Below are 4278 nucleotides of genomic sequence, written 5' to 3'. Positions count from 1 at the left end.
GCGGGCCAGCCGCACCGGACGATTGACAGCATTGCGGCGGGAGCGGCGCTCGTCACGCAGCTGCACAGCATTATCAGCCGCTTCGTTGACCCGCTGCAACCCGCCGTCCTAAGCGTGGGCACCATCCAGGGTGGGTATGCGCAAAATATCGTTGCGGAACGGTGCCGGATTACCGGAACGGTTCGGGCATACAATACGGAGACCCGGGAGCTGCTGAAACGCAGAGTTGAAGAAATGGTAGCATCCATTCCTGCGGCCTACGGCGCGGAATCGAAGCTGGATTATTTAATGGGTTATCCGCCGCTTGTTAATGATGAAGGGGAGGCGGCTCGCTTTTTCCGGGAAGCGCCTGGGGCGCTGGGCAGTTCGGTGCGGGTTGAACGGATCGAGAAGCAGATGCCGGCTGAAGATTTTGCCTATTATGTAAAAGAGATTCCTGGGTGCTTCATGTTCGTGGGGGCCGGGAATCCCGAGAAGAACGCGAAATATCCGCATCATCACGCGAAATTCGATTTCGACGAGGAAGCGATGCTGCACGGACTCAAGCTGCTGGTCGCCATGACGGATTCCTGTCTAAACGAGGCGACGGCCGAATAATTTTCCGGTAACCGGAGAACCTATTTACGTAATACGGATGCCAATGCGCCTTCGCCGCTTATTGCCGGCTGTCGGCTGTGTCATCCGTAAAGCGAAAGGAGGGTTCTTCATTGAAGAAAACAGTTCAGGAAGTAATGACCACCCAGCCGGTTACGGTGACCCTACAGGACAACATTTATGAAGCGGCCGTCAAAATGCGAGACAATGACACCGGATTTATTCCAGTCGTTGATTTCTCGGACGGTCAAACGCTGATCGGCGTTGTTACTGACCGCGACCTTGTCATCCGCGGATATGCCGAGAAGCATTCGGGATCGTCATCGGTGGAGAGAGTAATGACCACAGGGATTCGCTGCGCTTCGCAATCCACGTCGGTCGATGAAGCCGCCGAATTGATGGCTTCCCAGCAAATCCGCCGCCTGCCGGTAACGGACGGCAAGAAGCTGATTGGAGTCGTATCCCTCGGCGATTTGGCGGTTCGCAATATTTTTGCCGACAATGCCGGAGCCGCGCTGTCCGATATATCCGAGCAGCATGGCCTGCACTAGAACCGTTCTTATCTTTAAGCTCATTCCCAGCTGATGGGATGGGCTTTTTCCTATTGAAGCGAAATAGAGAAGAAAGGATTTGCGAGAAGGATGGATGTGATTAATAAGGGTCCCTGTCTAGTGCGCAGAGACCGGACAGTACTGCTGGATTGCAGCCACCCGGAGTTCGAAGCGGCCCGGGACCGTCTGCCGATGTTCGCGGAGCTGGTCAAGAGTCCGCCGCTTTATCATACATACCGGATAACTCCGCTGTCGCTGTGGAATGCGGCCGCGCTGGGAGCCTCGGCGGACGGAATCGCTGAATGCCTTGCGCAGCTGTCCGGGCACGAGCTGCCTTCCGGGCTTACGGAAGAAATGAAGCTGCTGATGTCCAGATATGGGAGACTTACATTACATTCGGCAGATGGGGCGGATGAGCTGCTGCTGCGCGGCGACAGCGAAGAGCTTCTGAATGAGCCGGAGGTGGGAGCGGCCGCAATCGCCTGCGGATTTCACAGAACAGGTCCGCTTGAAATGACCGGTAGCGCAGCCCGCCGGGGAATGCTGAAGCAGGAGTTGGCCCGGGCCGGATACCCGGTGCTGGACAGTGCCGGTTACCATCAGGGCGAGGCGCTGGATATCAGCTGGAAGGAATCCGATGATTCCTTCCAGCTGAGGGATTACCAGCGGGAAGCGGCTGAACGGTTCGAGGCTTTCGGCGGCAGCGGGATTATCGTTCTGCCCTGCGGCGCTGGCAAGACCATCGTCGGTCTGGCCGTACTGGAGGCTTCACAATGCGAGACGCTGATCCTTACGTCCAATGCGACCTCGGTTCGTCAGTGGACCGAGGAGCTGAAGATGCGGACCAATCTGGCTCCCGAATTCGTTGGTGAATATACCGGCGAACGGCGGCCGGTGCGGCCGGTTACGGTCGTGACCTATCAAATGCTGACGCACCGCGTTTCCAAAAGCGAAGGGTTTAAGCATATGGGGCTCTTCAACGAACGGAATTGGGGGCTGATCGTGTACGATGAAGTGCATCTGCTTCCCGCCCCTGTCTTTCGGGCAACTGCCGAAATTCAGGCTACACGCCGTCTTGGCCTTACCGCTACCCTGGTTAGGGAAGACGGGCGGGAGGGAGATGTATTCTCCCTGATTGGTCCGAAAATCTATGACTGCCCCTGGAAGACGCTGGAGCGCCGGGGCTGGATCGCTGCCGTACAGTGTCAGGAGGTTCCGGTGCCAATGGAAACGGAGCTGAAGAAGCGGTATCTGTACGGGACGGCCAAAGAAAAGTTCCGTCTCGCTTCAGTCAATCCCGTCAAAGCGGAAATGGCGGCGAAGATCATCAAGGCGCACAAGGGAGCGTCCATCCTTGTCATCGGCCAGTATCTTGACCAGCTTGCGGAGCTGGCTGCAATCGTCGGAGCGCCGGTCATTACCGGGAAGACACCGCAGCAGGAGCGGGCTAAATTGTACAATGCGTTCAATGAAGGCATTTTACCGGTGCTGATCGTATCCAAGGTTGCCAACTTTGCGGTCAACCTTCCGGATGCCTCGGTTGCCATCGAGGTATCGGGAGCGTTCGGCTCCCGTCAGGAAGAAGCGCAGCGGCTGGGCCGGGTGCTGCGCCCGAAGCGGGGAGACAACCGGGCTTATTTCTATACGCTGGTAACGGAAGACAGCAGAGAGCAGGAGTTTGCGCTTCGCCGGCGGCTGTTTCTGACGGAGCAGGGCTATGAGTATACCGTGATGTCTAAATTCGGCGAAGAAACAAAAGACGGCATTTGAAGAACCGAAATGCGGGAACCCGCGCCAAGAGGAGGCTTCAGGATCATAATGACGATGAATGACCAAGAAACCAGCGGTGGAAATTCGGGGCTTCAGAGGCTGTCCGGCGATGCATGCAGCGTGCTGAAACGAATCGCAGCAGCGCATGCGGATCATCCGTTTCAGGAAGGAAAGGAAGATTCGCTTCGTCCGTCTGAAATGACCCGCGCCGAATTCAGATTGGCGCTTTCGGAGCTTTGGCGGGAAGGATGGCTCGTTGCGGTGCGGAAAATTGGGGGGGAGAGAATATTCTATATTCCGTCCGGAAGATGGGAGGCTGCGCAGAATCATTTTTTCCCTATAACTCCTCCTGCCTTGAGTTCAGACGGGATTCATTTGTCCGCCCAGGCGGGCCCGGGGCTCGCGGGAGAACTGTTCCGCTCACTGCTGTTTGCGGCTGAGGAAGGACTGCCTCTGACTACCAAAGGAACCGTCCATAAAAAATATGTTAACTTGCTCGCCGCTAAGCTTCAGCTGAACGAGCGGCATTTACAGGGGCTGGGTCTGCGCTCACCTTATCCGGAAGACTATCCGCTCCCTGCAATCTTGGCTATGGATCTGCTGCTTCATCTGGGGCTGCTTGAACGGGGTCAGCAGGCTTATTCGCTCGCAGCCCCCTCGGTGGAGAATTGGCTGCGCCTCGATGACAGCGAGATGTTTACGCTGCTTCTTAACGCAGTCTCCCGGCGATACGGCCGCCGGACGAGCGCCGACCGGCACTTCCGCTGTCTGATCGCTCGCCCGGCATATATTCCAAGGCGATGGTATTCGCTGAAGGATACGATCGGCTGGATGGAGGCCCAAGGATTGTCAGTGCCAGGGGACAGAGCCGCGTTTATGGAGGCATCCGTCGCATGGCTGAACAGTCTTGCCGGATTGGGCTGGTGCGAAGCCGGCGTCACCGGCGGCGGCAGTCCTTGCTTTCGCTGGACTTCCGTGAAGCCGACGGCGGAGCAGCTTATGAGGAAGGCGGGTCAAGCTGCGGAGCGGATTATCGTACAGCCGGATCTTGAGGTGCTCGTCCCGGAGGAGACAACATATAGCCTTCGCTGGAGTCTGGCGTGCTTCGCTGAGCTGGATCAGTGCGATGGCATGTGGAGCTTCAGGCTGACCAGGGAACGGCTGGAGCGGGCATCCGGCAGAGGGATGTCTCCGCAAGAGATCATAGCCTGGCTGGATAGATGCGCGAAGAACGGTCTGCCTGGCGAGGTCAGAGCCGTACTCGGCCAATGGAGCCGTGATATCGGCCGTACGGCACTTGTGGAGACGCTGGTGCTCTCTTGCAGAAATGAGCAGGATGCCGATTTGATTGCCGGGCATCCCC

4 protein-coding genes are annotated in these 4278 nt (G+C 57.4%); all 4 read left to right on the top strand.

The annotated features are described in order from the left end of the window. The coding region (locus L691_RS0123725; RefSeq protein WP_025692765.1) for a M20/M25/M40 family metallo-hydrolase at positions 1–597 on the top strand (597 nt) is incomplete at its 5' end. Between the two features lie 134 nt (positions 598–731). Then, positions 732–1145, top strand: coding sequence for a CBS domain-containing protein (locus L691_RS0123720; protein WP_084654426.1), 414 nt, complete (start codon positions 732–734; stop codon positions 1143–1145). Between the two features lie 96 nt (positions 1146–1241). Next, the gene (locus L691_RS0123715; protein ID WP_232229262.1) at positions 1242–2915 is read left to right on the top strand and encodes a DNA repair helicase XPB; all 1674 of its coding nucleotides are present in this window, start codon (positions 1242–1244) and stop codon (positions 2913–2915) included. 54 nt (positions 2916–2969) lie between these two features. Continuing rightward, on the top strand, positions 2970–4278 hold a 1309-nt coding region (locus tag L691_RS0123710; protein WP_198023101.1), incomplete at its 3' end, for a helicase-associated domain-containing protein.

Source organism: Paenibacillus zanthoxyli JH29 (assembly GCF_000520715.1).
Lineage (GTDB): Bacteria > Bacillota > Bacilli > Paenibacillales > Paenibacillaceae > Paenibacillus_AQ > Paenibacillus_AQ zanthoxyli.
This window is presented reverse-complemented; position numbering and strand designations above follow the sequence as displayed.